General features: G+C 63.7%; 26 protein-coding genes and 1 tRNA gene. 14 read left to right on the top strand and 13 right to left on the bottom strand.

Annotation, left to right across the window (positions count from 1 at the left end; translation table 11 throughout):
- Positions 1-76: 76 nt before the first annotated feature.
- Positions 77-1,291: an acyltransferase gene (locus EN853_RS14205; protein WP_127860386.1), complete on the bottom strand. Its 1,215-nt coding sequence runs from the start codon at positions 1,289-1,291 to the stop codon at positions 77-79.
- A 125-nt stretch (positions 1,292-1,416) separates the two neighbouring features.
- Between EN853_RS14205 and speB the strand changes: the two genes are divergently transcribed.
- Both speB and argC read left to right on the top strand, forming a co-directional pair.
- Positions 1,417-2,418 (top strand): agmatinase, encoded by a 1,002-nt coding sequence (gene speB, locus EN853_RS14200; RefSeq protein ID WP_127860385.1) that lies wholly within the window; start codon positions 1,417-1,419, stop codon positions 2,416-2,418.
- Positions 2,419-2,446: 28 nt separating this feature from the next.
- Positions 2,447-3,379 (top strand): N-acetyl-gamma-glutamyl-phosphate reductase, encoded by a 933-nt coding sequence (gene argC, locus EN853_RS14195; protein WP_127860384.1) that lies wholly within the window; start codon positions 2,447-2,449, stop codon positions 3,377-3,379.
- 123 nt (positions 3,380-3,502) lie between these two features.
- Here argC and EN853_RS14185 read toward each other — a convergent pair whose 3' ends face one another.
- Positions 3,503-4,594 (bottom strand): COX15/CtaA family protein, encoded by a 1,092-nt coding sequence (locus EN853_RS14185; RefSeq protein WP_127860383.1) that lies wholly within the window; start codon positions 4,592-4,594, stop codon positions 3,503-3,505.
- Positions 4,595-4,747: 153 nt separating this feature from the next.
- On the opposite strand from EN853_RS14185, the gene EN853_RS14180 reads away from it, so the two are divergent.
- Positions 4,748-4,963 (top strand): DUF2842 domain-containing protein, encoded by a 216-nt coding sequence (locus EN853_RS14180; RefSeq protein WP_127860382.1) that lies wholly within the window; start codon positions 4,748-4,750, stop codon positions 4,961-4,963.
- A gap of 9 nt (positions 4,964-4,972) precedes the next feature.
- On the opposite strand, the gene EN853_RS14175 is transcribed toward EN853_RS14180, so the two are convergent.
- Positions 4,973-6,031: a polysaccharide deacetylase family protein gene (locus tag EN853_RS14175; RefSeq protein ID WP_127860381.1), complete on the bottom strand. Its 1,059-nt coding sequence runs from the start codon at positions 6,029-6,031 to the stop codon at positions 4,973-4,975.
- 89 nt (positions 6,032-6,120) lie between these two features.
- Here EN853_RS14175 and EN853_RS14170 point away from each other — a divergent pair, with 89 nt between their 5' ends.
- Both EN853_RS14170 and EN853_RS14165 read left to right on the top strand, forming a co-directional pair.
- Positions 6,121-7,353, top strand: a complete 1,233-nt coding sequence (locus EN853_RS14170) for a GNAT family N-acetyltransferase (protein WP_127860380.1) — start codon at positions 6,121-6,123, stop codon at positions 7,351-7,353.
- A 148-nt stretch (positions 7,354-7,501) separates the two neighbouring features.
- Positions 7,502-7,738 carry a hypothetical protein gene (locus EN853_RS14165; protein WP_127860379.1) on the top strand — a complete coding sequence of 79 codons (237 nt, stop codon included), beginning with the start codon at positions 7,502-7,504 and terminating at the stop codon, positions 7,736-7,738.
- 96 nt (positions 7,739-7,834) lie between these two features.
- On the opposite strand, the gene EN853_RS14160 is transcribed toward EN853_RS14165, so the two are convergent.
- Both EN853_RS14160 and EN853_RS14155 read right to left on the bottom strand, forming a co-directional pair.
- Entirely contained in the window at positions 7,835-8,269 is a 435-nt protein-coding gene (locus EN853_RS14160) for a peptidylprolyl isomerase (RefSeq protein ID WP_127860378.1), read from the bottom strand.
- A 279-nt stretch (positions 8,270-8,548) separates the two neighbouring features.
- On the bottom strand, positions 8,549-10,735 hold the full coding sequence (locus tag EN853_RS14155; RefSeq protein ID WP_127860377.1) for an exopolysaccharide transport family protein: 2,187 nt from the start codon (positions 10,733-10,735) through the stop codon (positions 8,549-8,551).
- A 265-nt stretch (positions 10,736-11,000) separates the two neighbouring features.
- Between EN853_RS14155 and EN853_RS14150 the strand changes: the two genes are divergently transcribed.
- Together EN853_RS14150 and EN853_RS14145 are read left to right on the top strand one after the other, a co-directional pair.
- Complete coding sequence (locus EN853_RS14150; RefSeq protein ID WP_127860376.1) at positions 11,001-11,564, top strand: polysaccharide biosynthesis/export family protein; 564 nt, start codon at positions 11,001-11,003, stop codon at positions 11,562-11,564.
- A gap of 8 nt (positions 11,565-11,572) precedes the next feature.
- On the top strand, positions 11,573-12,703 hold the full coding sequence (locus tag EN853_RS14145) for a glycosyltransferase (RefSeq protein ID WP_127860375.1): 1,131 nt from the start codon (positions 11,573-11,575) through the stop codon (positions 12,701-12,703).
- A gap of 21 nt (positions 12,704-12,724) precedes the next feature.
- Here EN853_RS14145 and EN853_RS14140 read toward each other — a convergent pair whose 3' ends face one another.
- Entirely contained in the window at positions 12,725-15,187 is a 2,463-nt protein-coding gene (locus EN853_RS14140; protein WP_167524471.1) for a winged helix-turn-helix domain-containing protein, read from the bottom strand.
- Between the two features lie 111 nt (positions 15,188-15,298).
- On the opposite strand from EN853_RS14140, the gene EN853_RS14135 reads away from it, so the two are divergent.
- From EN853_RS14135 to EN853_RS14120, 4 genes are all read left to right on the top strand, one after another.
- Positions 15,299-15,652: a DUF1127 domain-containing protein gene (locus EN853_RS14135; protein ID WP_127860373.1), complete on the top strand. Its 354-nt coding sequence runs from the start codon at positions 15,299-15,301 to the stop codon at positions 15,650-15,652.
- Between the two features lie 43 nt (positions 15,653-15,695).
- Entirely contained in the window at positions 15,696-17,231 is a 1,536-nt protein-coding gene (locus EN853_RS14130; RefSeq protein ID WP_127860372.1) for an undecaprenyl-phosphate glucose phosphotransferase, read from the top strand.
- Between the two features lie 89 nt (positions 17,232-17,320).
- The gene (locus EN853_RS14125) at positions 17,321-18,571 is read left to right on the top strand and encodes an O-antigen ligase family protein (RefSeq protein ID WP_127860405.1); all 1,251 of its coding nucleotides are present in this window, start codon (positions 17,321-17,323) and stop codon (positions 18,569-18,571) included.
- Between the two features lie 53 nt (positions 18,572-18,624).
- Positions 18,625-18,701, top strand: a tRNA-Pro gene (locus EN853_RS14120).
- A gap of 148 nt (positions 18,702-18,849) precedes the next feature.
- Here the strand turns inward: EN853_RS14120 and EN853_RS14115 are convergent.
- The 3 genes from EN853_RS14115 to EN853_RS14105 all read right to left on the bottom strand — a co-directional run bounded on the left by EN853_RS14115 (position 18,850) and on the right by EN853_RS14105 (position 20,382).
- The gene (locus EN853_RS14115) at positions 18,850-19,053 is read right to left on the bottom strand and encodes a hypothetical protein (RefSeq protein WP_127860371.1); all 204 of its coding nucleotides are present in this window, start codon (positions 19,051-19,053) and stop codon (positions 18,850-18,852) included.
- 465 nt (positions 19,054-19,518) lie between these two features.
- Positions 19,519-19,977 carry a YbaK/EbsC family protein gene (locus EN853_RS14110; protein ID WP_127860370.1) on the bottom strand — a complete coding sequence of 153 codons (459 nt, stop codon included), beginning with the start codon at positions 19,975-19,977 and terminating at the stop codon, positions 19,519-19,521.
- A 174-nt stretch (positions 19,978-20,151) separates the two neighbouring features.
- Positions 20,152-20,382 carry a helix-turn-helix transcriptional regulator gene (locus tag EN853_RS14105; RefSeq protein ID WP_245516975.1) on the bottom strand — a complete coding sequence of 77 codons (231 nt, stop codon included), beginning with the start codon at positions 20,380-20,382 and terminating at the stop codon, positions 20,152-20,154.
- A 336-nt stretch (positions 20,383-20,718) separates the two neighbouring features.
- On the opposite strand from EN853_RS14105, the gene EN853_RS14100 reads away from it, so the two are divergent.
- From EN853_RS14100 to EN853_RS14090, 3 genes are all read left to right on the top strand, one after another.
- The gene (locus EN853_RS14100; RefSeq protein ID WP_127860368.1) at positions 20,719-21,315 is read left to right on the top strand and encodes a hypothetical protein; all 597 of its coding nucleotides are present in this window, start codon (positions 20,719-20,721) and stop codon (positions 21,313-21,315) included.
- Positions 21,316-21,554: 239 nt separating this feature from the next.
- The gene (locus EN853_RS33945; RefSeq protein ID WP_167524470.1) at positions 21,555-21,752 is read left to right on the top strand and encodes a hypothetical protein; all 198 of its coding nucleotides are present in this window, start codon (positions 21,555-21,557) and stop codon (positions 21,750-21,752) included.
- Positions 21,753-22,111: 359 nt separating this feature from the next.
- Entirely contained in the window at positions 22,112-22,372 is a 261-nt protein-coding gene (locus tag EN853_RS14090) for a hypothetical protein (RefSeq protein WP_127860366.1), read from the top strand.
- A gap of 119 nt (positions 22,373-22,491) precedes the next feature.
- On the opposite strand, the gene EN853_RS14085 is transcribed toward EN853_RS14090, so the two are convergent.
- The 4 genes from EN853_RS14085 to EN853_RS14070 all read right to left on the bottom strand — a co-directional run bounded on the left by EN853_RS14085 (position 22,492) and on the right by EN853_RS14070 (position 24,955).
- A complete protein-coding gene (locus tag EN853_RS14085; RefSeq protein WP_127860365.1) occupies positions 22,492-22,788 on the bottom strand; it encodes a DUF883 family protein in 297 nt (98 codons plus the stop codon).
- A 97-nt stretch (positions 22,789-22,885) separates the two neighbouring features.
- Positions 22,886-23,425, bottom strand: a complete 540-nt coding sequence (locus EN853_RS14080) for a MerR family transcriptional regulator (RefSeq protein WP_059184856.1) — start codon at positions 23,423-23,425, stop codon at positions 22,886-22,888.
- A gap of 129 nt (positions 23,426-23,554) precedes the next feature.
- Positions 23,555-23,878 (bottom strand): integration host factor subunit alpha, encoded by a 324-nt coding sequence (locus EN853_RS14075; RefSeq protein WP_010915609.1) that lies wholly within the window; start codon positions 23,876-23,878, stop codon positions 23,555-23,557.
- A gap of 105 nt (positions 23,879-23,983) precedes the next feature.
- Positions 23,984-24,955: a beta-ketoacyl-ACP synthase III gene (locus EN853_RS14070; RefSeq protein ID WP_127860364.1), complete on the bottom strand. Its 972-nt coding sequence runs from the start codon at positions 24,953-24,955 to the stop codon at positions 23,984-23,986.
- Positions 24,956-24,962: the final 7 nt, after the last annotated feature.

Raw genomic sequence — 24,962 nt, 5'->3', positions numbered from 1 at the left:
TCGCTCCGTTCCGGGTCGGAACCCGGTTAGGCGATGCCCATGACAGGGCGGTGAACGAAGCCGGCTAGCGTTTCTGTCAAATCCGTTTGGAAAGGCGGCGGAACCAGGCCAGCGCCGGCATTTCGACGAAGCGCCAGGAAACCCAAGAGGCGACGATGACGGCGATCAGCATCGCCATCAAAGCCGCGAAGCCGATCCATGGCGAGGCGACGCCGAAGCCGGTCACCTGATCGCCGCGCAGCGTCATGTCGCCGACAACGCCAAGCCCAAGCTTGCGCTCGATCAGGCCGCCGGCATTGACCATGCGCGCCTGGACGAAGATGTGGACCATGTAGATCGAATAGGAGAGCGAGCCGAGCAGCAGCATCGGCCGACTGCGCAGCAACGCGCTGATCAGGCCGCCCTCGTGGGCGAAGAGGTAGAGCGCCAGCGCAAAGACAAGCGGCGCCGCGATGCCGGCGCCGTTCGTTCCGGCGGCGGAGACGAAGACGCCGATCACCGCGATCATGACGAGCTCGGCCAATGTCCAGACCGCGCGCCCTGCCCCGCCGGCAAGAGCCTGTCGCGCGTCTGCAATGGAATCATGCTGAAACCAGGCAAGCAGCGCGCCGAGCGAGAAGCCGTAGAGGCAGCGGATGAAGCCGAAATCGAAGGACACGTCCATATGACGGGTCGAAAAGGCAAGCAGGAAGAACGGCGCGGTAACGGCCGCGGCGACGAACCATATCCAGGCACGCCGGCCGCTCGCGAACACCACGCCGGCAAACAGCAGATAGGTGAAGAATTCGGCGGAGATGCTCCAGCTCGGCGCGTTCCAGCTCAATTGATCCTCTACCCCCATGCCTTGCAGCAGCAGGAGATTGGCGATGAGGCTTTTGAGATCGAAGCCGCCGGTGAAAGGCGCGGCACCGGTTCCGCGCAGGGCCGGCAGCACAAGCCGCACCGCCTCGAAGGCGACGAAGGCGGCAAGCATCAGAAGATGCAGCGGGTAGATGCGGCCGAAGCGCACCAGCGCGAAACGGGCAAGCCCATCCGGCTCGCTCAGCCGGCCGCCATAGGAGCTGGCGATGACGAAGCCGGAGAGGACAAAGAAGAAATCGACGAACAGATAGGAACCGCCGACAAAGGCGCTCTGCGAGATCATCGATGTGGTCGGAAAATGGAACAGCGCCACCAGGAGCGCACAGATGCCGCGCCAGGAATCGAGCACCAGGAAGCGGTCGCCGGCCGTCGTGCCGACGCGGGTCGCCACCGGCGGGGGCGCGAGGTTGAGCAAGGCGGCTTCAGTCATAATGATACAAATCCTGTGCTGCCGTGGCACTCGCCGAGCGCCATTCCGTCTCCTCAAGCTGTGACTGGCATGTTGCGTGCCGGTTCTGTAGTTGTGGCTGCCCCGATGACAACCGAGGACCCGTAATGGCGAACAAAGAGATCGACCACGCCTTCACCGCCCGTTCCAAGACGGGCGCGTCGTTCGAGCCGACCTATGCCGGCGCGCTTTCGTTCATGCGGCGCAAATACACGAAGGACGTGAAGGGCGCGGACGCCGTGGTGTGGGGCATTCCCTTCGACGCCGCCGTCACCAACCGGCCGGGCGCGCGTTTCGGGCCGCAGGCGATCCGCCGCGCCTCGGCGATCCTCGACAACGATCCGCAATACCCGTTCTCGCGAGACCTGTTCGAACAGCTCGCGGTGGTCGACTATGGCGATTGCCTGCTGGACAGCGGCAACCATCAGAAGACGCCCGGCACGATCGAGCGCGAGGCGGCCAAGATCCTGAAGTCAGGCGCGTTTCTCTTGACGCTCGGCGGCGACCATTTCGTCACCTGGCCGCTGCTCAAGGCGCATGCCGCGATCCACGGGCCGCTGGCGCTGGTGCAGTTCGACGCGCATCAGGACACCTGGCCGGACGACGGCAAGCGCATCGACCATGGCTCCTTCGTCGCGCGAGCCGTTCGCGAAGGCATCATCGATCCCGACCGGTCGATCCAGATCGGCATCCGCACGCATGCGCCGGACAGCTTCGGCATCAAGATCCTCTACGGCCACGAGGTCGAGGAGATGCGCGCCTCCGACATCGCCTACGCGATCGTTGAGCGCACCGGCGGCAGGAAGACCTATCTCACCTTCGACATCGACTGCCTCGACCCGGCCTTCGCCCCCGGCACCGGCACGCCGGTGGCCGGCGGCCCGTCCTCGGCCAAGATGCTCTCGACGCTGCGCCAGCTCGGCCAGGTCGATATCGTGGGCGCCGACGTCGTCGAGGTTGCGCCGGCCTATGATCATGCCGATATTACGGCGATCGCCGGATCGATCATTGCCATGCACTATCTTGGCCTGGTGGCCGAGCGGAAGGCGCGGCTCGAGGACCTGAACAACGGCACTCATGCCGTGATACATCATGCCAACGGCATATAACATTGGAATCGCAGGGAATTTGGTACCGATGAAACCGAAAATCTTCATTGACGGCGAACATGGCACGACGGGCCTGCAGATCCGGGCGCTGCTGGCCGACCGCGGCGACCTGGAGATCATCTCCATCCCCGCCGACCGCCGCAAGGAAGCCGCGGCCAGGGCCGAATTCCTCAATGCCGCCGACGTCGCGATCCTCTGCCTGCCGGATGCTGCGGCCAAGGAAAGCGTGTCGCTGATCGAGAACGACAAGACAAAGGTCATCGACGCCTCGACCGCGCACCGCGTGGCCGAAGGCTGGGAATACGGCTTTGCCGAAATGGACAAGGACCAGGCGAGGAAGATCGCCAGCGCAAAACGCATCGCCAATCCCGGCTGCTGGCCGCAGGGCCCGATCGCGACGCTGCGGCCGCTGATTTCCGCCGGCCTCTTGCCCGCCGATTTCCCGATCACCGTCAACGGCATTTCCGGCTATTCGGGCGGCGGCCGGCCGATGATCGAAGACTATGTCGGCAAGGGCGAGGACGCGCCGGAGTTCCTGCCCTATGGCCTGACGCTGCAGCACAAGCATGTGCCGGAACTCAGGACCTATGCGAAGCTGTCGCACGATCCGATCATGCAGCCGGCTGTCGGCAATTTCGCGCAAGGCATGATCACGGTGGTGCCGCTGCAGCTCGGCGGCCTCGACCGCGTGCCGACCGGCGCCGAGCTTCATGCCGCGATCGCCGACCATTACGCGTCGATCGATGGCGGTGTGGTCGAGGTCGCGCCTTATACGCATATGGAGCGCATGCCGGAGATCGACCCGGAAGCCTATAACGGCACCAACCGCATGAGGGTCTATGTGTTCGCCAATGACGAGCGGGCGCAGGCGCTGCTCTTGGCAGTCTACGACAATCTCGGCAAGGGCGCGTCAGGAGCGGCCGTGCAGAACCTGGACCTGATGCTCGGCATCAGGCACTGAGCGACAGCAGCCGCGCGCGGTCGCCTATGGCTGCCTGTCCGCTTCCTTGGCACCGCGAGGACCGCAACGCCGCCGATGAGAGCCGCGAGCTTTCGGTGGTCGAGGCGATCCGGAAGGTATGCTTCAGCTTCTGACAGCGATCTCGGTCGGCAGCGGATAGGCGCCCTTGGTGCCGCGCCAATGCGCCACGGCGAAGCCAAGCACGATCAGCGCGAAGCCCTGATGGGTGAGCGCCATATGCAGCGGCACCTGCATCAGCAACGTGCCGATGCCGATCGAGGCTTGCACCAGCACCAGCAGGAACAAAAGCGTGGCGCGGCGGGCATGGGTGGTGCCTGGCTGGCGCCGCCACGTTGCGATCATGTGCCAGAGCGCGGCCAAAAAGAGCGTGTAGGCGCCCAGCCGGTGCACGAACTGCACCGTCTTCGGATTCTCGAAGACGTTCAGCCAGGCGGGTTTTAGAAGCAGGAGATCGGCCGGGACCAGTTGCCCGTCCATCAGCGGCCAAGTGTTGTAGCTCAGGCCAGCATGGAGGCCGGCGACAAGCCCGCCGAGATAGATCTGGATCAACGCCAGAAGCACGATCACGCCGGCAAACCGCTGCGTCGAGCGGTCGGCGGCCGGCTCCGAATGCGGCGCAAGGCCCCGCGCGACCACCATTGTGGCGGTGAAGATCAGCGCGGCGAGCGTCAGATGCGTGGCCAGCCGGTACTGGCTGACCGAGACACGCTCGACCAGGCCGGAGGCCACCATCCACCAGCCGATGGCGCCCTGAAGGCCGCCGAGCAGCAGGATACCGGCCAGTTTCGGCCCGAGGCCGCGTTCGATGCGGCGTGTCGCCCAGAAGAACAAGAGCGGCAAGGCAAAGACCGCGCCGACGCTGCGCGCAAGAATGCGGTGCACCCATTCCCACCAGAAGATCGACTTGAACGCCTCGATGCTCATGCCCTTGTTGAGCTCGGCATATTGCGGGATCTGCTGGTAGCGCTGGAATTCTTCCTGCCACTCGGCATCATTGAGCGGCGGGATGACACCGTGGATCGGCCGCCACTCGGTGATCGACAGGCCGGAACCGGTAAGCCTGGTGGCGCCGCCGACCAGCACCAGCGCGGACAGCACGACCAGCACGACATACAGCCAACCGCGCACCAGCGTGCGGTTATGCAGATCGCGGTCGCGGGCGGCAAACGGAGCCGTGGCGGTGATGGCAGCCATGGGACACTTCCCGGCAGTTGAACTCGCGGGATTGGTGGACCAAGGCCGCCGCGCTGGCAAGGGCGGACAGCGCGGCACGCCGTCGCGCTGGCCCACGACGGTTGCGCGCGCTCCCCAATCGGCCTAAGCGGGACTGGTCAACGGGACCGCGACATGCCCATTCGCCTGAAAAAGCTGATCGGAACCATTCTGCTGGTGGCGCTGGTGATCATCTACGCGCTGATCGCCTCGGCGGTCGCAGTCACCAGGCTCGCCGAATATGGCGCGACGGCGCATTTCCTGTTCTTCCTGTTCAGCGGCCTGCTCTGGGTGCTGCCGGCGATGGGGATCATCAAATGGCTGATCATCGAACCGCCTCAAAAAGGCTAAGGCACCCTATCAGATCGTGACGACCATCTTGCCGGCATTGGCGAGCGGCGTCGTCACGCCCGACAGCATCGTGCGAATATGGGCGACGCTCTGGTAGCGACCATTGACGGAGATGCGCGGCAGCGCATGCAGGTAACCGCCATGCTCGGCTCTCAGCACGCCGTGCCGGGTCGTCACGGCGGAGACGTAGCCTGCGTCGCGGGCAAAACCCACCTCGCGGCAGCCGACCGCGCTGGCATAGCCGTAGGGGTAGGCGAAATGGCGCGGCTCCTGCCCGAGCCTTTCCATGAGGATACGCCGGACGTCGCCAATTTCATGCCGCGCGTCCGCCTCGGCAAGCCGCTTGAGGTTGCGGTGATTGATGGTATGCGCGCCGATCGTGACCAGCGGATGCGCGGCCATCCTGCGGATCTCGTCCCAGCTCATCAGGATGCCGGGACGGCCGGTTCCGATATCGATCCCGTTGGAGCGCGCCAGCTCGCGTAGCGCCGCACCCTGCTCTTCCTCGCGGACTTCGAGGGTCAGCCAGGCATTCAGCCGGGCAACGGCCTGGATCTTCTTGCCGGGGGTCGAAGAATCGACGACCGTCGACCCGTTCGCCGTCTTCAGCGTAAGCCGCGAGCTCGTGTCGACGAGATCCTCGACCACGTCCCACCAGAGGTCGGCCGCGCCGTCGGTCAAGCCAGGCGCGACATAGATGGTGATAGGCGCGCCGTGCTTTTCCAGCACTGGAAGCGCTTCCGTCATGTTGTCGCGATAGGCATCGTCGGCGGTGATCGTGGCGAACTGACCACCCTTGCCGCCAATCTTGATGCGCTCGATCGCTTCATCAAGCGTAACAAAGGCATAGCCCCTTCCCTTCATGTCGGCGATCAGCTTGTCGAGAAAGGCAGGGGCGATGTTCAGATGGCGATTGACGCTGTTCGGCCTCTCCGGGGTCGCGGTCACGCGATGCAGCATCAGGATGGCGCCGATGCCGCCGACAAACGGCTTCGCCAGCGGAGCGAGGCCGGTGTAGCGGGCAACGTTCAAGGCCAGTTTCCGGATCGCCTCGCCCCCGTCGATCATTCCTTCACCTTTTGCGCCTAGGCTCATCCAAGCACGACTGCGCCTATGCGAACCCCAGGTTGCAACCAATACGTCTTAAGGATTGAGGGATGGTTGACGCCGCCGCGTCATTTGACGGCAATCGGGTCGCGGCCAACGAAGCGCCTGCGCGTGCGCCCGCCTCGAGCCAGGGTCGGTTGACGACAGCGGTGAGCGACGGCGCCGGCCTCGCCGGCTATGCGGAATTCTGCGCCTCGGCGCTGTTTGCCCCGGCGCAGAGCGCGTCCTGGGTGCGCAACTGGACGGCCGAGACCAAGGCCGACACTGTGGTCGCCACGCTGAACCTCGAAGGTCGACCAGCGCTTTCGCTGGCACTGGAGGTCGTGCGAAGCGGTCCTTTCCGCGTCGCTCGTTTCGCCGGCGGACGTCATGCCAACGGCAATTTCCCTGCCGCCGATCCGCGGTTGCTGCCCGCCATCGACGGCCCGGCGATCCGCTCGCTGCTCTCGGCCATCGCCAGGGCGCGGCCGGATATCGACCTCGTATCGCTGGAGCGGTTGCTGCCCGATCTCGACGGCGTTGCCAACCCGCTCGCCGCGCTGCCCAATTTCCCGAGCCCGAACCTTGCGCTGGCGGTCGGTCTCGACGGCGGGTTCGATGCGCTGCTGTCCCGCGCGAGCGGCAAGCGCAAGCGCAAGAAGCATCGCTCGCAGACGCGCAAGTTCGAGGCCGTCGGCAGCTTCCGCCGCATCGAGGCACGCACGCGCGAAGAGGTCGACAGGCTGCTCGATGCCTTCCTCGACATGAAGGAGGTGCGCTTCGCCAAGATGGGCATCGCCGATGTGTTCGGCGACAAGGAAGTCCGCGCCTTCTTTCGGGCGCTGTTTGCCGATGCGCTTGCCGAGCAGAAACCTTCCTTCGTACTGCATGGGCTGGAGGTGGCCGGGAAACTTCGCGCCCTCACCGGCTCCAGCCGCTCGGGCAAGCGCCTGATCTGCGAGTTCGGCGCCATCGGCGAGGACGATCTCGCCTCCACCAGCCCCGGCGACTTCCTGTTCTTCGACAACATCCAGGAGGCCTGCGAGCAAGGCTTCGACGTCTACGATTTCTCGGTCGGCGACGAGCCCTACAAGCGGCTCTGGTGCGACATCGAGGTCCGGCATTTCGAGGTGCTGGCACCGCTGACGCTGAAGGGCCGGGCCCTGGCGACGGCGCTCAGGCAAGGCGCGCGGGCAAAGGCGTTCATCAAGAACAATCCGACGGTCTGGAAGCTGACCAAGATGCTGCGCCGCAAGGCTGCAGGACAAGCGGCTGCACCTGCCGCCGTCGAGGAGGACAGTTAGCTCTGGGAAGACTGTCGGCATGTCGCACGATCGCTGTCGAGCTCCGGGTTGATAGGGGCAAGTAGGTAGAGGTCGAGACCTTTGACGGGCCTTGGGCGGAACCTATCGCTAGCCGCGAGGTTTTCGCACCCAGAAGGAGGAACCGGCCATGGCTAAGTGCGACCAGTGCGGCAATGACTACGACAAGGCATTCCAAGTAAGTCTGGGCGAGCAAATCTACACGTTTGACAGCTTCGAATGTGCAATCCAGAAGCTTGCGCCGACGTGCCCTCATTGCGGCGTACGGATCATGGGGCATGGCGTCGAGCAGGGCGACATCATCTATTGCTGCGCGCATTGCGCCGGGCAGGAAGGTGCCAACGCCCTGACCGATCGCGCGCCCTGACGTCGGCAAGCTCTTTGCCCCCTGCTTTGGAGGGCCATCCGGAACGCGTTCCAGGCAGCCCTTAACCGCAATCCTGAGCAGTCATTCAAGTTCTGACTAAGCCGCCTGGACGATCTCGACCAATTCAACGTCGAACACCAGGTCCTTTCCGGCCAACGGATGATTGCCGTCGAGCTTGACGCTGGCATCGTCTACGCCGACGACCGTTACCTGCATGGCGCGCCCTTCACGGGTGCGGGCCTGCAATTGAGTGCCAATATCAACGTTGATGTTTTCCGGCACGCTGGCGCGGTCGATGGTTACGACAGCTTCGGGGCGATGGGGGCCATAGGCGGCGTCGGCGGGAACGGTGACGGTGCTTTTTGCGCCGACCTCCATACCCTCGACATGGGTTTCAAGACCGGGAATTACCTGTCCTTCACCCAGTGTAAATTGCAGCGGTTCACTGCCGGAAGAGTCGAATTGGGTGCCGTCGGCCAAACGTCCAGTATAGTTGATGCGTACAGTGTCGCCATTCTTGGCCTGTGTCATAGCAGCCATCCTTTTGGGAGTTTTGAGGGACCGGCCTAAGGTTCACGGCCCCGCTCTCGATCATCCACGCACGAAAGCGCGCGGCGCGAAACGCTAAAACTAGGGACCCCGCTTCCGATGTAAAGTGCTGGAGCTGCCATGGCTCGGTCTTCCAGCCTGGAGTCGTCATAGCCGGCGCCGACCGAACCGCGCTCGATTCGTCGTCGACTTCGGTCTCTTCGCCGGTGCCCTCCTGGCAAGCGCTACGGCAGTGCAGTCCAGCCCGACTGGCGCTCGGTCCTACGCCGCCGAACGGCGTCCTGGCAGCGGATTTCCCGGCTCTTGGCCGACCGGGGTCACAAGCGTGACGTCCGGATAGCCGTTCTCGATCAGCTTCACCGCCGCCTGCGTCACCTGATCATCGGCCTCGAGCATCGACAAGAAGACTTCCGTGCCATCGCCGACGAGGCGGCTGATGCCTTGCGCGTCGGCAGGGCCGCATTCGACCACGACCAGGTCATAGGCCGTGGTCAGCGACTGCATGATGATCGGCAGCCGGTCTGCGGCGCGCATGGCGCGGACCGGATCGGCGGTGCCGACGGGAATGACATGCGCGTCCGAATAGAGATCGGCGTGAATGACGTCGCTGAACTGGGCTTCGGATGCCAGGAGATTGGTGATGCCGGGGAACAGCCCGCTGTCCAGCATCGGCCGCGAGGCGGCGCCCGAGGCGGTGAGGTCGAGCAGCAGCACGCGCAAGCCCGCATCCGAAACTTCGCGCGCCACCAGCACGGCGGTAGCGGCCGCCTCGTCGCCTTCCGGCGAGACGAAGATGGCGCGCGCGGCTCCAGAAGCAATCAGCTTCTCCGCCGCCTTCTCGACATCGATCTCGCCCAGCCTGGACCGTCGCGGCTCATGCGCTTCCGCCTCTGCCAATCCGGCAGCCGGCGCCTCGAAGGCGGCGCCCTGCCCGATCCGGTCTTGGGCGACCGAATCGTCGCTGTCGTCGTCCCCGCGCTCGGCGACTGTCAGCTCGGTGCGCGCCACGGGCATCGCCACCTGCTCGATCGGCTCGAATCTGGCGCCGGCAGCCGGCCGCATGGCACGGCCGGAGAACAATTCCTTCAACAGCGTGCCGATCGCCATCAACAGCAGCGACGCCGCGGCAGCCGCACCTGTTATCGGACCGATCTTCGGGAAATAAGGTTCCGTCGGCACCTGCACTTTCGAAAGCAGACGGGCGTCCACTGGCAAGTAGTTGCGGTCGGCGCGCGAGGTCGCCTCGCGGTAGCTCGCCATATAGGACTCGAGCTGCTGGCGCTGCGCATTGGCGTCGCGCTGCAGCGCGTCGAGTTCCACCTGCTGCTCGCCGGCGCGGGCTGAAGCGGCCTTCAACGTGTTGACCTCCGCGACGAGCTGGTCCTCGCGAGCCTTGGCCGTCTGCGCCTGGGTCGCCAATCCCTTCAGTATTTTCTGCCCCTCGTTGCGGATCTGGCCGTCGAGATCGGCAAGTTGCGACTTCAGCGCGCGGATGCGCGGATGGTTATCCAGCAGGGTCGTCGACAAGTCGGCGATATTGGCCCTCAGCTCCACCTGCCGCTCGAGCAGGCGCTGGATCAATTCGGAAGACAGAACCTCCGGCACGCTGTCGAGCGTGCCGCCGCTCTGCAGCGCCTTGCGCACGCTGTCGGCGGTCGCCTCGGCGGCGGCGCGATTGGCGCGCACCCGCGAAAGCTCGGTCGACAGTTCCGAGAGCTGCTGGGTCGCGAGCACCGAATTGTTGCCGCCCATCAACAGGTCGGATTGCGCCCGGTAGGCGGCGACCTTGGCCTCGGCCTCCTTCACCCGGTTCTGCAGATCGGTGATTTCCGGACCGAGAAAGCCCGTAGCGGCGGTGTTCGATTCCTTCTTTGCGTTACCCTTGGAGGCGAGATAGGCCTGAGCGATGGCGTCGGCGACCTGCGCAGCAAGCTTTGGGTCCCTCGAAGAGAACTCGACCGCAATAACGCGAGATTTTTCAACACCGTAGACGTTGAGCTTATCGTGCATTGCGTTGAGCACGCGCTCTTCCGGCGGAATGTCGAAAGGATCGCTCTTGAGGCCGACCAGCACGAGGGCGCGAGAGAGCGCCGACATCTTCAGCGCTTCGTCGAATTCGGGCAGCTTCTCCAGGTTGAGGTCCGCGGCAACCTTCTTCAGGATATCGGGGGACGATATGATCTGGACCTCGGTGGCCACCGCCTCCCCGTCGGTTGCCGGCTTGTCGTCATTGCTTGTGCCGGCCGGCCGGGTGAAGACCGATTCGCGCGGCCCGATCTCCAGCTTGGCCACCGCCTTGTATTGCGGCGTGGCCAGCCAGGCGAAGGCAAAGGCCAGCCCTGTGACCACGAGCGTGACGAAAACGATGCGCAGCCAGTTCCTCGCCAGGCTGGCGAAGAGCTGCCTCAGGTCGACATCGACATCTGCGGCCGCGGACTGAACGGACATGCATCCTGCTCCGGAACTTTGAGTCGAGGATGGACCGTAAACAACTATGGTAACTCAGCCGTTAAGATCAGAATGCGTAGTTATTAGAGGACACTCAAAGAACACCCGAGGAAAGCAATAGAACAATTGGGTTTTTTGCCCGCCGTCGCCTCCTCCGCATCCGGTCCTTTACCGGCCATTAACCCTAACAGGATGATAACGGGCGCACTTCCTGGGGTTGGCCGCTGCAACTGGCGGCGAGAGCGACGAAGGTTCGTGTCCGATCATGAAAAGCACTGCCCATCTCTTGCGCGCCATGCTTGTCCTGTCGCTGCTTACCGGCTGCTCCAGCTACCGCCCGACCCCCGCCGCCTTCCATGAAGTGCTCGACCAGCCCTACAGACTCGGCGCCGGCGACCGCATCCGTGTCACAGTGTTCGAACAGGACGGCCTGACCAACACCTACAGCGTCGACCAGTCCGGCTACATCTCCTTCCCGCTCGTCGGCGCCGTGCCGGCGCGCGGCCACACCGCCCAGCAGCTCGAGAAGGAAATCGCCGACAAGTTGCGCCAGGGATATCTGCGCGATCCCGATGTCTCGGTCGAGATCGACCGCTACCGGCCGATCTTCGTCATGGGCGAGGTCGGCGCCGCGGGCCAGTATTCCTATGTGCCGGGACTGACCGTGCAGAAGGCGATCGCGATCGCCGGAGGCTTCTCGCCGCGCGCCAACCAGGAAAGCGTCGACATCACCCGCGATATCAACGGCAAGGTGATGACCGGCAGGGTGCAGACATCCGACCCGCTCCTGCCGGGCGACACTGTCTACGTCCGCGAACGGCTGTTCTGAAAATCAACGTGGCGGCAAATCTGCGCATCGTCCACTGCTTCCGCTCACCTGTCGGGGGAATCTTCCGGCATGTGCGCGATCTGACCGAGGCGCAGGTCGCCGCCGGCCATTCCGTGGGCATCGTCTGCGATTCGACCACGGGCGGAGACTACGAAGAGCGGCTGTTCGAGGCGATGACGGCTAGCCTGGCGCTCGGCATCCATCGCACGCCGATGCAGCGTCACATCGGGCCGGGCGATATCGCTGCGGCCTGGCGCACATATGGAATCATCAAGGAATTGCGGCCGGACGTGCTGCACGGGCACGGCGCCAAGGGTGGCGCCTATGCCCGTCTGTTCGGCTCACTGTTGCGGGTTTCAAGGTCTCGCGTGGCCCGCCTTTATTCGCCGCATGGCGGCTCCCTCCACTATGACGAAACGACGGCCACCGGAAAGCTGTTCTTCGCGCTTGAGCGCTTCATGGCACGCTTCACCGACTGCCTGCTATTCGTTTCCGACTACGAACGGCGAACCTATCGCCGCAAGGTCGGTGAGCCGCCAGTCCCCAACAGGCTGGTCTATAACGGCCTGCGGGCCGTGGAGTTCGAACCGATAGCGACGGCGGCGGATGCCGCCGATCTCTTATACATCGGCATGATGCGCGACCTGAAAGGTCCGGACATATTCATCGATGCACTGGCGCGGGCCGGCAGCGAGCTTGGCCGCCCGTTGAGCGCGGTGATGGTCGGCAACGGCGACGACCTGCCGCGCTACCACGCGCAAGTGGAGCGACTCGGATTGAAGGGCCATGTCCGTTTCCTGCCGCCGATGCCGGCGAGACAAGCCTTCGCGCTGGCCGCACTGATCGTCGTCCCGTCCCGCGCGGAAGCGATGCCCTACGTCGTGCTGGAGGCGCTGGCTGCCGGCATGCCGATGATTGCCACCGCGGTGGGCGGCATTCCCGAGATCTTCGGCGAAGGCTCCCCTGCCCTGATCCGGCCGGATGCCGGCCAGCTCGCCGACAGGCTCGGAACGGCGCTCAACGATCACGGCGCCTACCGGAAGCTGATGCCGCAGACCGGCGAGCTCAAGGCGCGATTCGGCGCCGACGTGATGGCAGCCGAGATCGAAAAGGCGTATTTCGCGGCGCTGCGCGGGTAGGTTCCGCTCGGAAGCCGCAAGTCATCGCTCAAAACCCGCAAGAACATCCGCCTCGAACAAGCTCAACGACCGCCCCCTCTGCCACAGCTCAGCATAGGATTCGGGTTCGATCTGCGCCGACAAAATCGCGTCGATCCGTTCCCGCTGGGCCGCCTCGCTAGGCTGCCGGCCGTCGGGCCAGTCGTCAAAGCAATGATCGACGAAGCCAAGCATGAGCGCGGCATCGCTCGATCTTCCGTCTCGTGCCGCGAGTTCAGTGGCGTTCTGGATGAGGCACCAGTGCCATGAGCCGCGATCGCGCGGCAGATATTTCCACGCTTCGTTGATTGCGTCCCTCGCCGCCTCGCTTTTGCCGAGCGCCATGGAGTAGCATGCAAGATTGCTGAGCTGAGCGCCGAGTTCAAGCGAGCTGCCGTGTTCCCGAAGGCTTGGCAAGATGCCTTCGGCGAGCGCCAGCGCGCCTTGATGATCCTGCCTCCTGTGAATCATTTCAGCCAGATACATCGTCGACCGGAACAAGCCACGCTCGTTCCCGCACGACCGGTGCATTGCCAGTCCCGCCTGGCATTTGGCCATTCCGGCGACGTCTTCTCCACCCGTCAACAGCCACAAGCCAATCGAAACAAGAGCCCAGGCCTTCAGCTTTGACGGGGCAAGCGTGCCCGACAGGGCCTCGAGCCGCGCGAAGACCGGGGCTGCCTCCGAACGGCGGCCGGCGAAGTTGAGTGTGGTCCCAAGAAGAACGAGGGCATGCGCCAGCAGTTCATCATTGGCGTCGGCGTCGAATTGCTTCACCGCCTGGGTCAGCGCCGCGATCGCGCGCAGGTCCTGGGAATTGATCCGCGCCAATTCTCCCAGCGCAAGGAGAAGGCGGCCGCGAAGCGAAGGGGCGACTTCATCGGAGAAGGCAATTGCGGCTTCGGCAAATCGAAGACCCTCCCCGGCGAGTTGAGCCTCTATCCAATAGCGGTAGCTGGCAGCAGCCAAACCGACGAACAAGACCCAGTCGGCGCTCGATCTCGCCCATTCGAGGGCCGAGCGCAGATTGTCCGTGTCCGGCCGATAGGCTGCAACCCAGGCTGTGTCCGGGATCAGCTCCCATCGAGCGAGGCTTTCCTCGAAGCGGCTCCGGACATGGTCGGCCAGGCGCGAGCGCGCATCCTGCTCTTCGTTCTGCCTGGCCAATTCCTGCAAGGCGAAGTGCCTGGTCGTCTCCAGCAACCTGTAGCGGGTCCGATCTTCGCGGTCGCGCGTGATCAGCGATCGTCTGACCAGCTCGGACAAATGATCATCGGCGTGCTCGCCGACCACAGCGCGCACACCATCCAACGTAAAGCTGCCCTGGAACACGCCAAGCGTTCGCAGGGCTCTCCGCTCGTCCTCGGCGAGCAACCCATAGCTCCACTCGAGCGATGCCGCCAACGAGCGATGCCGTCCCGGCGTGTCGCCCCAATCGGTCGAAAGCTCTCCCATGCGCTCAGCCAGTTGGCGGTCGACCTCGGCGAGGCCCAGAGTCGCCGATCTTGCCGCCGCCATCTTGAGGGCAAGAGCGACTCCATCGAGGCGAACGCAGAGCTGCCGGACCAGAGGCAATTCGTCCGCGGCAAGGGTCTCGCCCTGCGCTTCGTAGCAGTGGATGAGGAACATTTCGGCAGCCGAACGACCGCTTTCGGACGTTGTCTCGACGGCGAACGGCGCGAGCTTGAAAATGTGCTCTCCGCTCAGGCCGAGAGGGACTTGCGAGGTCGTGACGATCCTCAGCCTCGTGGCGTCGGACAGCAAGGAGCGGACGATGTTGGCAACCGCATGCGCAACGTGCTCGCAATTGTCCAGAACGAGCAGCCCGGAAAGTGGCCGCAGCATATCGAGGAGAGCGAGCAGCGGCGTGGTTTCGGTTCTGACGGGAATGCCGAGCACCTGCATGATCGCGCTCTCGACGAAGCTGCCATCGGGCACGGATACCAGGTCCACCACCCAGACGCCATCTTGAAAACCGCCGGCAAGTTCCTCGGCGGCTTTCAGGGCCAGCGTCGTCTTGCCCACGCCGCCGGGGCCAAGGATCGTAACCAATGGGTACTGGTTGACGAACTCCACGAGCCTCCTGGTCTCGGCATCCCGCGCAATGCATTCCATTCGGTACAGAGACAGATTTCCGCCGGAGCGAGCAGTTGGCGCCCCACGCTCCTGGATGCGCGTGGGGGGCGGGCCGACATAGCGGTAGCCGCGGCCATGAACAGTCGCAACGAAGTTCGGGCCCAGCGCTTTTCTGAGTGCCGACATGTGCACGTGGAGGGTGTTTTCTTCCACGATCACGCCCGGCCAGAGAAGGTCGAACAATTCGCGCTTTTCGACCAGCACGTTCGGGCGCTCCAGGAACACGAACAGCATGTCGATGCTGCGCGCGCTAAGTCCAATCGCTCCCCGCGGGCCGCTCAGCGAACGCTCCCGCTCGTCCAGCACGAAATCGCCGAAGGACAGCGCCATCGCCAATCCTGAATTGACCATAGGGAAACGCTACAGAAGATTTCAGGATCGCATCAAGGACTTTTCATCCGCGCAGCCGCATCGTCCCGCCATTCACAATGGAGAAAAACGATGCAAAGCCTCCAAACCTCCCTTCAGTTCGTGCCGCGCCTTGTCGCCGCGGCCTTACGGGTCGCCAGAAGCGCGCTCGCGAACGCAGCGGCAAGATATCGAGATCGCCGCATCCTTGAGCGGCTGAACGCCACCGAACTGGAGGACATCGGCCTTTGCCGTAGCGCGGATGGCTCGATCAACTCCCGACCTCACTGCCCGGATGAAGCCGAGCCCAATGTCGCCGACATCGCGGCAGTTGCGCCATGGCGACCGGGGCGGAGCGGGCCTAATTCGCGGCGCACCAACTTGGCGTCGGTCGTCGCCGACAATGATACAGCTCCAAAACCACCGGTTGTTTCAAGGCTTTCTTAGCTCTCTTTTGGTATCCGTTTGCGCGTAGCTCGCGGACAATCCCATGAACGAGATCGATCCCGCGCATCGCTTTTCCATCGATGCGGTGCGCAAATTCGACGGCCCGGCCGAAGGTCAGGCGCCCAGCGGCATCAATGACGTCGCGCGCCAGGTCGCTTCCCAGTACCGGCGCGATACGATGTCGCCGATCATGGTCAGCGGCGTGCTGCGCATGGTCGAATTCGCGGTGCTGTTCCTGTCGGGGCTCGGCCTCTATTTCTGCCTCGTCGGCTTCTTCAACTATCTCGCCTGGCAATATCCGCTGGCGATCGCGGCGGCTTCGTTCATGGCGGTGGTGCTGCTCGACGTCACCGACAGCTACCAGATCGCTGCGCTGATGCGCCCTGTCGCAAACTTCGGCCGCGTGCTGCTGGTATGGGCCGGCCCCTTCGCGCTGATGGCCCTCACTGCCTTCGCCATGAAGGCATCGGAGGACTATTCGCGCCTCCTGTTCGGCACCTGGTTCGTGGTCGGTTTCGTGCTGATCTTCGGCCTCAGGCTCGTGATATCCAGGCTGATCAGGCGCTGGGCGCGCGACGGGCGCATGGAGCGCCGCGCCGTTATCGTCGGCGGCGGCAAGTCGGCCGAAATGCTGATCCGCTCGGTCGAGAAGCAGCCCTACAACGACATCCGCATCTGCGGCATTTTCGACGACCGCGGCGACAAACGCTCGCCGCCCATCGTCGCCGGCTACCCGAAGCTCGGCACCATTTCCGAGTTGATCGAATTCGCCCGCATCGCCCGCATCGACATGCTGATCGTGTCGCTGCCACTAACCGCCGAATCGCGCGTGCTGCAGCTTCTGAAGAAGCTCTGGGTGCTGCCGGTCGACATTCGTCTCTCGGCGCATTCCAACGCGCTGCAGTTCCGTCCGCGCGCCTATTCCTACATCGGCTCGGTGCCGATGCTCGACATCTTCGACAAGCCGATCAACGACTGGGACTCGGTCGCCAAGCGCAGCTTCGACATCATCTTCTCGCTCGTCGGCATCATCATTTTCTCGCCGGTGATGGTCGCCACCGCGATCGCCATCAAGCTCGACAGCAAGGGGCCGGTGCTGTTCAAGCAGAAGCGACACGGCTTCAACAACGAGATCATCGAGGTCTACAAGTTCCGCTCGATGTATGCCGACCGGTCGGACCCGACCGCCAAGCAGACGGTGACCAAGAACGACCCGCGCGTCACCCGTGTCGGCCGCTTCATCCGCAAGACCTCGATCGACGAACTGCCGCAGTTCTTCAACTCGCTGTTCGGCTCGCTGTCGCTGGTCGGGCCGCGCCCGCATGCCATCGCCGCCCAATCGCACAATTTGCTCTACAACGAGGTGGTCGACGGCTATTTCGCCCGCCACAAGGTGAAGCCCGGCGTCACCGGCTGGGCGCAGATCAATGGCTGGCGCGGCGAGATGGACACCAATGAAAAGATCCGCATGCGCACCGAGTACGATCTCTACTACATCGAGAACTGGTCGATGCTGTTCGACCTGCGCATCCTGTTCCTGACGCCGGTCCGCCTGCTCAATACGGAAAACGCCTATTGAGCGCCGTCACGCATGAACTGCGGGCGTCGGCGGTCAACCAGTTGTCGCCTCGGGCGATCAACAATTTGCCGCCTCAGGCGGTCAACCAGTTGCCGCCCCAGGCGGTCAATGCCAAGCTGATCGCGCTGATCGCGTCGGCCGCGATCGGCGTCGGCATCCTGCTTTCCGGCTTCGTCATCAGCGAGCCCGCGCCTTACGAGCTCTACATGGCCGGGCTGATCGCCGTCTGGGCGCTGTTCGGCCTGAAGATATCGCGGGCGATATTGCCGCTGCTCGTGCTCCTGGTGGCGATGAATATCGGCGGCATGATCGCGATGACGCAGATGGCGGAGCTCGCCAACACGCCGCTCTATCTTGCGGTGTCGCTGTTCCTCACCTTCAGCGCGGTCTTCTTCGCCTCGGCGACATCGACCCAGCCCGACCTCTACCGGCTGATCTTCATCGCCTATGTGGTCTCGGCGGTGGCGACGTCGCTGCTCGGCATTGCCGGCTATTTCCATGCCTTCCCGGGCGCGGAGATGTTCACCAAATACGACCGCGCGGCCGGCGCCTTCCAGGATCCGAACGTGTTCGGTCCGTTCCTGGTGCTGCCCGGCACCTATCTGCTCTACCTGCTGCTCACCGGCCCTGTGTCGCGCATGCCTCTGCTGGCGGTGCCGCTGCTGATCATCACCGCCGGCATCTTCTTTTCCTTCTCGCGCGGCGCCTGGGGCATGTTCGCGGTGTCGGCGGTGCTGCTCACCGCTTGCCTGTTCCTGCAAAGCGCCAGCGGCATGTTCCGGCTGCGGGTCGTGGTGATGACGATCGCCGCGGTCGCGCTGCTGGTGATCGCCGTCCTCGTCATCCTGCAACTGCCGGGCGTGTCGGACATGTTCACCCAGCGCGCCCAACTCGAGCAGAGCTACGACACCGCGCGCCTTGGCCGCTTCGCCCGCTACGCGATCGGCTTCCAGCTGGCGCTGGAGCACCCGTTGGGCATCGGCCCGCTGGTCTTCGGCACGATCTATGGCGAGGACACGCACGACATCTGGCTGAAGACGCTGATGGACTATGGCTGGCTGGGCTTCGTCTCGTTTCTGACGCTGACGCTCTGGACGATCGCGGCCGGCTTCCGCATCCTTCTGCGCGACCGGCCATGGCAGCCCTATCTGCTTTGCGCCTATGTCGCCTATCTCGGCAATATCGGGCTCGGCACCTTCATCGACATCGACCACTGGCGCCATCTCTATCTGCTGCTCGGCCTGATCTGGGGCGCGATCGCGCTTGAATACCGGCATCAGAAGCAATTGCGGCTGGCACGCTCCTCCGTTGCGGCCCCTGCAATTTCATCGGCGAAATAGCCGCCGAATTCGGTTGACCCGCACGTGGTTATCACGATACATCGCCACCGGTCCGGAGTGTAGCGCAGCCCGGTAGCGCACTTGACTGGGGGTCAAGGGGTCGTCGGTTCGAATCCGGCCACTCCGACCATTCTAAGATCAAGGACTTACCCCCAAAGTCCGACGTCCCCAAAATCGCTGAAGATTGACCTGTTCTGGGTAACAAGAGCCCGGAAAACCGGAACCTCCGGGAATTGCGGCATCGAGCTCGCCTTCCTCAGTCGAGCGCTCCGCTCTGGCTACCAGCCCAGTTGGACTATCTGCGAAAGATCCGCGATGTGGCCATAGATCATCGAACCTTTGACGAGAAAACAGCTGCCGCCCAAGACATCGAAGAGCGGGCTTGACGCCGTGCAAACCGGCCGGACCTTACGGTCCCTGGCTTCGGCATTGCCGATGCTGATTGCGAGGATAGCGATAGCGACGAGAGTCATCTTGCTCATATCCAACCCCTAAAGCCGACTGGCTTCTTGGGCTGCAAAACCGGGTTACCGCCCCTTTAAGTAACACCGGGCCAGGATGGGCCTCATCATCGATTGGTTGACGCGGGCTCATCTATTTGCCGTAGGCGCAAGGACGGGTCCAATCGCGTTCACCTACTTTATTGGCAATAGTTTGCATTCTGAGCCGACCGTAGCATTGCGCGATTTTCAGGCGTTTGTGGCGGAGGTTTCAATGCGCACGATTCTAGCTCTGGCCGCGCTCTCTAGCTGCTTCGCTATGTGGGATAGATTTGCGAACGAGGGGGCCTATAGCGCCGCCCTGCAACGAAACATTCTTGGTGCAGCGCTTGCCAAGTGATCACCTGCGCGTCGGCAGTCGCCAAACCCCTCGCCAAAGCAGACGCTGGATCTCTCCCCTACCCGTGCAGCGCTCGCCGTGCACATAGGAAGGCAAGAGACGATCTCCTACTGGCAAACATCGACCCATTCAGCGCCAACCAGATCGGCCATGCGCTGCGGCGCGATGCGCACGGCGGCGTTGGTGGCGCCAGCGGCGGGGACGACCTCGTCGAAGGCTCGTAGCGACTCATCGCAATAGACCGGCAGCGGCGCCGGCAGGCCGAAGGGGCAGACGCCGCCCGGCGGATGGCTGGTCGCCGCGAGCACCTGTTCGCCGTCAAGCATGCGCGGCTTGCCGCCGAGCGTGTCCTTGCACTTGCGATTGTCGAGCCTGGCGGTGCCGCTGGTCACGACCAGCATGGTCCTTTCGCCGACTCGCATGCAGATGGTCTTGGCGATCTGCGCCGGCGTCACGCCATGCGCCTCCGCCGCCAGCGCCACGGTGGCCGAGCTCGCGTCGGTGACCAGAACCTCGATGTCGGGCGCATTTTCGGCGAAGAAGGCGCGGACCGATTCCAGGCTCATGAGCGGACCCTCGTCAGGCGTGTTGGCCGACGCCGCCCGAATCGCGGTGCCGGTCGGGATTGGCACATGGCGCCTGGGCTGTTGGCAAGAGCCGGGAACCATGCGTCGAAGCCGCAAAAAAGCCCGCCATGGCGCTACCGTGGCAGGCTTTTTCATGCGGACGCTTCGGCGTCTCTATTGCTGCGTGGGCCGGTTCTCTTCGGCCGGCACCGTGATCAATTCCTCTTCCGGCATCTGCAGCGCGGAAGCGATACGCCTCAACTTGGCGGGGTCGGCGTCCTTGCCGTCCTCGATCTCGACGATCTCGCCCACGGCCAGGCCGCAAGTCAATGAGAGCTCTTCGATCGTATATCCCCTCGTTTCGCGCGCGGCCTTGAGCGGATTGAGGCCGGACGCGGCAATCATGTCGTTGGAAACAGCGTTTCGTGCGGTGTTGGGCATGGCAACTCCTTGGGATGAAACAAGACAGATGAAATGTGGCGTTGCCTGAGACGGCCGGGAGAATGGCCGTTAACAGGTGATTTGCCAAGAGGGGCCGTTGCGACCGTCACGCCATCGTGAACCGGCGCTCCCGGTTGGGGGCCGCTGGCTTGCAGAATGTAGGATAGCCCTGCGCTCAATCAAGTTCTTTTGAAGCGCTGCAGGCCGGGGTCCGCCGGCATTTTGCCCGCTCCGGTTCGTTAGCTTTCCGTCGCTGGCCGACGGCGGGTGGCGCCAGCCGCTTTGAAAGGATCGGATAGCATGAAACTGAAATTATTCGCGATTGTGCTCGGCACGGTTTCAAGCCTTGCGGGCGCCGCACAGGCGGACACCGTGCGTGTGCGCGGAACGGTGGTCGACCTCGCCGGAACGGCGTTGACGGTGAAAGCCCACGACGGCAAGACCGATACAGTCACCCTTACCCCCGGCTGGATGATCTCCGGCGCCAAGGCGTCGGCCACCGATATCAAGCAGGGTGATTTCCTCGGCATCGCGTCGGTCTCCAAGGTTGATGGCGGCAGCGGCGCGCTGGAAGTCGTGATCTTCCCGGCGGCGTTGAGGGGAACGGGAGAAGGCGACCGTGACTGGGATCTGCAGCCCAACAGCCGGATGACCAACGGCACCGTGGCCGACGTGACAGGGATCAACGGCCAGACGGTGACGCTCACCTACAGCAATGGCCTGAAGAAGGAGATCGCCATTCCGCAATCGACACCGATCGTGACCTTCGCGACCGCCACGCCGGCGGATCTCAAGCCGGGCATGGCGGTGTTCGTCAGCGCCGAGCGCGGCAGCGACGGCAAGCTCGTTTCGCGCCGCGTGGTGGTCGGCAATCATGGCGTCGCCCCGCCGATGTGAGGCGAGAAGCCGGCGCACCGACCAAACGCACCCCAAAAAGGTCCCGATGCCGCTGTGTGCCCTGCGCGTCCGGCGAGGCGCGCAGGGCCATCGTGGTCCAGCCGGAAACGATCCGGAAACAAAAATCTACAGTCCGGAAAAATTGTCGAAAAAAACCAGGAGGATAGTCCCGATCGCGAGGCTTGGGTCACCGATTTGGTCCGGTGAATCTCGGAATGCCCGCGAAAGGAAACGAAATCATGACGAAGTCTCTCCTGTCCCCGCTCGGGCTGGCTCTGGCCCTGGCGTTCACCATGCCGATCCTCGGCACGACCAGCGCCGATGCGGCTCCAATGCATAAGCATCACCATCATCACCGCTGGCACCGTCATCACCACCGTCACCACCATCACCATCGCCACCACCACCACAAGAGGATGGTCGCGAAGAAGGCCTGATTCCTCCCCACCTACCGATGGGAAGACAGGCTTTCCGCATATCGATCGGGCTTGTCTTCCCGTCGGAATTTTTCGCTCCCCGGGCAACGTCGTCCTTTGAGCATTCGGTGACCCGATGGCGCGCGCAGCCGCGTTCGATGCTTTCGTCCCAGTCCGGCCTCTTGCCGCGCAAACCAATCCAACGCCTGACACCTTCCAGAGCAACGCCCCACATCTGCCCCGGCGAAAAAAATCGCACGGGACGTGAACCTTCCCATTGGACGGCGCACCAAGCGGTCATGGGCGCCGCGAAGGCGCTCCTCAACCCAACCGGGACGCCAAGAACGCGATCCCGACAACCAATGGAAGGAAATGCGCAAATGACCAACTTCAAGCGTATCTCGCTCGCCGCTGCCCTCGTCGTCTCGGCTTTCGGCTCGGTCTCGGCACCGGCCTTTGCCGGCACGCATCCGACCGGCGACGGCGGCGCTGTCTGCAAGGGCTCAGGCTCCTGTCTTGTGCTGCAGCTCGACTGCAAGGGCACCTACACCGACGCCACCGACAAGAACGGCACTGTCTACGGCAAGTGCAGCCAGGTCATGAAGGTCGACCCGAAGACCCGGCTCAAGCTCGCTAACTGATCGCGGTTGGAGCCTGTTCCATCCCGATAGGACTCTCTGTTTCGAGATCATCCTCCAAGGGAACGGAAATGGCGGCCGCAACGAGCGGCCGCCATTTCTGTTTCGCAGTCCATCGAAGTTCAGCGCCGGCTGAGGAGAAGGCCGGCAAGCAGGCCGACCACGACAAGGCCGACGGCGGCGGCGGTGGCCGGATGATCGCGCGCGGTGCGCTCGAGCGCCCTGCCCCTTCGTCTGACTGCCGGCAGCGCCTCGTGGAGGCGGTCGGCGAGATGCGAATAGTAGTCGGACGCCGCCTCGCGGCCGTCCTCGTAATAGGCGTCGCCGCGTTTAGCCAAGGTTTTCCTGAGATCGTCGACTTGCCGCGAGAGCGCCGCAAACTGCCTGTCCAGATCGTGATCGGTCGCGAACAACGCCATGCCAGGTATCCTTCTCTTGCAGAGAAGGCCTAACGCATGGGCGCGACGGCAGTTCCGGCTGTCAAAGACGATGGCCGTTCAGTCCAAGACCGGCAACTCAACGCACCTGGTCGAGCAGCCGCTTGCACTCCAGGAGGTCAAAGAGCGCCTCCTGCAGCAAAGCGCGGTTGTCGCGCGACAGTTTCGAGGAGTCCGGCTGCACGGGGCCTTCGTCGTCGCCCTTGCCGAGGCCGAAGAAACGGCGGCTGGGCTTCACCTTGGGCTGGCCGACCAGCGCATCCTCGTCGCCGCGCGGCTGGGCGGCCGCGGTCAGCGGCACCTGATCGGCCTGACGGCGCTGCGCGATCGCCTCGACGGCGGCCATGTCGCCATTGCCGATGGCGACCAGGAAATGGTTGCCGTTCTCGCGCAGCAGCTTCTGCACGCCCTTGATCGTGTAGCCCTGGTCGTAGAGCATGTGCCTTATGCCCTTGATCAGTTCGACATCCTGCGGCCTGTAGTAACGGCGGCCGCCGCCGCGCTTCATCGGCTTGATCTGGTTAAAACGCGTTTCCCAGAAGCGCAGCACATGCTGCGGCAGGTCAAGATCTTCCGCGACTTCGCTGATTGTGCGGAAAGCATCGGGGCTTTTGTCCATGGGCGAATCCTCACGCTGGACCGCGATCCGGGGTTGATCCGAATCGGGTCTTATTTCAGCGATTTATGAAACGATATTCAAGCCCAGCGTCAGAGCTGACGGCGGTTTTCAACCGTATTTGCCGGCGCGCTATTTGCCGCCCTTGGCCTTGCTGTTCTGGTGCGAGCGCAGAATGCGGTTCTTCAGCACGTTCGACGATTTGAACGTCATCACCCGGCGCGGCAGGATAGGCACTTCCTCGCCGGTCTTCGGATTGCGACCGATGCGCTCGTTCTTGGAGCGGACATGGAAGGTTGCGAAGGACGACAGCTTCACCGTTTCACCGCGAACGATGGCCTCGCAGATTTCATCCAGAACGGCCTCGACGAGTTCGGCCGATTCAGTTCGCGACAACCCAACCTTGCGGTAAACGGCTTCGGCAAGGTCGGCACGCGTAAGTGTCTTTCCCCCCATGCAAACCGTCCCATCAGCTCAAAAAAACGTAAATCGATACAGCCAGCGGCAGAGCCTAAGTAATTGATCCGGCAAGGTCAAGGACCGAACCAGCGCGTTCGGCACTTACCAGCGGAGCAACACCGCGCCCCAGGTGAAACCTCCGCCCATCGCCTCGAGCAGAACCAGGTCGCCCTTCTTGATGCGGCCATCGGCGACGGCCACCGACAAGGCGAGCGGCACGGAGGCAGCAGAGGTGTTACCGTGCAAATCGACGGTGACCACAACTTTCTGTTCGGCAATCCCGAGCTTCTTGGCGGAAGCGTCAATAATCCGTTTATTGGCCTGATGCGGCACGAACCAGTCGAGGTCCTGCGCCGTGATCCCGGCCTGCGCAAAGGTCGCTTCGATGACGTCGGTGATCATGCCGACCGCGTGCTTGAACACCTCGCGGCCTTCCATCCTGAGATGGCCGACCGTGCCCGTCGTCGATGGGCCGCCGTCGACGAAGAGCTTCTCCTTGTGGACGCCATCCGAGCGCAGGCTGGCCGCCAGCACGCCGCGATCGGCGATGCTGCCCGCCCCCTCCGCTGCCTCGAGCACAACCGCCCCGGCGCCATCGCCGAAAAGCACGCAGGTCGAGCGGTCGCTCCAGTCGAGGATGCGCGAGAAGGTTTCCGAGCCGATCACCAGCACGCGTTTTGCCAGCCCGCCGCGGATATAGAGATCGGCGGTGGCGACCGCATAGACGAAGCCCGAGCACACGGCCTGCATGTCGAAGGCGAAGCCGTGATGCATGCCGAGCCGGTTCTGGATCTCCACCGCGGTCGCGGGAAAAGTGTTGTTGGGCGTCGATGTCGCCAGCACGATCAGGTCGATGTCGGCAGGCGTCAAGCCGGCGCTGTCGAGCGCGGCGCGCGCCGCCGCCTCGCCCAGCGAGGCCGTCGTCTCGTCATCGGCCGCGACGTGGCGCTGGCGAATGCCGGTGCGCTGGACGATCCACTCGTCGGAGGTCTCGACCATGCCTTCGAAGTCGGCGTTCTTCATGATGCGGCGGGGCAGCGCGGCACCGTTGCCGCGCACGACTGATCTGATCAAGGTTCGT

The sequence above is a fragment of the Mesorhizobium sp. M1C.F.Ca.ET.210.01.1.1 genome (genome assembly GCF_004791585.1).
GTDB lineage: Bacteria > Pseudomonadota > Alphaproteobacteria > Rhizobiales > Rhizobiaceae > Mesorhizobium.
This window is presented reverse-complemented; position numbering and strand designations above follow the sequence as displayed.

Coding starts and splice junctions, on each gene's coding strand:
- EN853_RS14205 (WP_127860386.1), bottom strand. CDS start 1,291: ATGACTGAAGCCGCCTTGCTCAACCTCGCGCCCCCGCCGGTGGCGACC.
- speB (WP_127860385.1), top strand. CDS start 1,417: ATGGCGAACAAAGAGATCGACCACGCCTTCACCGCCCGTTCCAAGACG.
- argC (WP_127860384.1), top strand. CDS start 2,447: ATGAAACCGAAAATCTTCATTGACGGCGAACATGGCACGACGGGCCTG.
- EN853_RS14185 (WP_127860383.1), bottom strand. CDS start 4,594: ATGGCTGCCATCACCGCCACGGCTCCGTTTGCCGCCCGCGACCGCGAT.
- EN853_RS14180 (WP_127860382.1), top strand. CDS start 4,748: ATGCCCATTCGCCTGAAAAAGCTGATCGGAACCATTCTGCTGGTGGCG.
- EN853_RS14175 (WP_127860381.1), bottom strand. CDS start 6,031: ATGATCGACGGGGGCGAGGCGATCCGGAAACTGGCCTTGAACGTTGCC.
- EN853_RS14170 (WP_127860380.1), top strand. CDS start 6,121: ATGGTTGACGCCGCCGCGTCATTTGACGGCAATCGGGTCGCGGCCAAC.
- EN853_RS14165 (WP_127860379.1), top strand. CDS start 7,502: ATGGCTAAGTGCGACCAGTGCGGCAATGACTACGACAAGGCATTCCAA.
- EN853_RS14160 (WP_127860378.1), bottom strand. CDS start 8,269: ATGACACAGGCCAAGAATGGCGACACTGTACGCATCAACTATACTGGA.
- EN853_RS14155 (WP_127860377.1), bottom strand. CDS start 10,735: ATGTCCGTTCAGTCCGCGGCCGCAGATGTCGATGTCGACCTGAGGCAG.
- EN853_RS14150 (WP_127860376.1), top strand. CDS start 11,001: ATGAAAAGCACTGCCCATCTCTTGCGCGCCATGCTTGTCCTGTCGCTG.
- EN853_RS14140 (WP_167524471.1), bottom strand. CDS start 15,187: ATGGCGCTGTCCTTCGGCGATTTCGTGCTGGACGAGCGGGAGCGTTCG.
- EN853_RS14135 (WP_127860373.1), top strand. CDS start 15,299: ATGCAAAGCCTCCAAACCTCCCTTCAGTTCGTGCCGCGCCTTGTCGCC.
- EN853_RS14130 (WP_127860372.1), top strand. CDS start 15,696: ATGAACGAGATCGATCCCGCGCATCGCTTTTCCATCGATGCGGTGCGC.
- EN853_RS14115 (WP_127860371.1), bottom strand. CDS start 19,053: ATGAGCAAGATGACTCTCGTCGCTATCGCTATCCTCGCAATCAGCATC.
- EN853_RS14110 (WP_127860370.1), bottom strand. CDS start 19,977: ATGAGCCTGGAATCGGTCCGCGCCTTCTTCGCCGAAAATGCGCCCGAC.
- EN853_RS14105 (WP_245516975.1), bottom strand. CDS start 20,382: ATGATTGCCGCGTCCGGCCTCAATCCGCTCAAGGCCGCGCGCGAAACG.
- EN853_RS14100 (WP_127860368.1), top strand. CDS start 20,719: ATGAAACTGAAATTATTCGCGATTGTGCTCGGCACGGTTTCAAGCCTT.
- EN853_RS33945 (WP_167524470.1), top strand. CDS start 21,555: ATGACGAAGTCTCTCCTGTCCCCGCTCGGGCTGGCTCTGGCCCTGGCG.
- EN853_RS14090 (WP_127860366.1), top strand. CDS start 22,112: ATGACCAACTTCAAGCGTATCTCGCTCGCCGCTGCCCTCGTCGTCTCG.
- EN853_RS14085 (WP_127860365.1), bottom strand. CDS start 22,788: ATGGCGTTGTTCGCGACCGATCACGATCTGGACAGGCAGTTTGCGGCG.
- EN853_RS14080 (WP_059184856.1), bottom strand. CDS start 23,425: ATGGACAAAAGCCCCGATGCTTTCCGCACAATCAGCGAAGTCGCGGAA.
- EN853_RS14075 (WP_010915609.1), bottom strand. CDS start 23,878: ATGGGGGGAAAGACACTTACGCGTGCCGACCTTGCCGAAGCCGTTTAC.